At 56.3% G+C, this 687-nt stretch carries 1 rRNA gene; it reads right to left on the bottom strand.

Annotated features, from left to right (window positions below):
- Positions 1-687 (bottom strand): 23S ribosomal RNA (locus tag GPK58_RS12505); the annotation flags it as partial.

The raw sequence follows: 687 nt of genomic DNA, 5'->3' as shown, positions 1-687 counted from the left end.
TTGGTCAAGCCCTCACCCGATTAGTAACAGTCAGCTCCATGTGTTACCACACTTCCACCTCTGCCCTATCTACCTCGTCGTCTTCAAGGGGGTTTACTTCACTAAGAATGGGATATCTCATCTTGAGGGGGGCTTCACGCTTAGATGCCTTCAGCGTTTATCCCTTCCGGACTTGGCTACCCGGCCATGGCTTTGGCAAGCCAACCGGTCCACCAGCGGTCCGTCCATCCCGGTCCTCTCGTACTAAGGACAGCTCCTCTCAGATATCCTACGCCCACGCCGGATAGGGACCGAACTGTCTCACGACGTTCTGAACCCAGCTCGCGTACCGCTTTAATGGGCGAACAGCCCAACCCTTGGGACCTACTACAGCCCCAGGATGCGATGAGCCGACATCGAGGTGCCAAACCACTCCGTCGATGTGAACTCTTGGGAGTGATAAGCCTGTTATCCCCAGGGTAGCTTTTATCCGTTGAGCGATGGCATTCCCACTTAATACCACCGGATCACTAAGCCCTACTTTCGTACCTGCTCCACCCGTCGGTGTCGCAGTCAAGCTCCCTTCTGCCTTTGCACTCTTCGAATGGTTTCCGTCCATTCTGAGGGAACCTTTGGGCGCCTCCGATACCCTTTCGGAGGCGACCGCCCCAGTCAAACTCCCCGCCTGGCATTGTCCCACCGCCGGTT

It is taken from the genome of Blautia sp. MCC270, from assembly GCF_018785605.1.
GTDB classification, from domain to species: Bacteria; Bacillota; Clostridia; order Lachnospirales; family Lachnospiraceae; genus Blautia_A; species Blautia_A fusiformis.
This window is presented reverse-complemented; position numbering and strand designations above follow the sequence as displayed.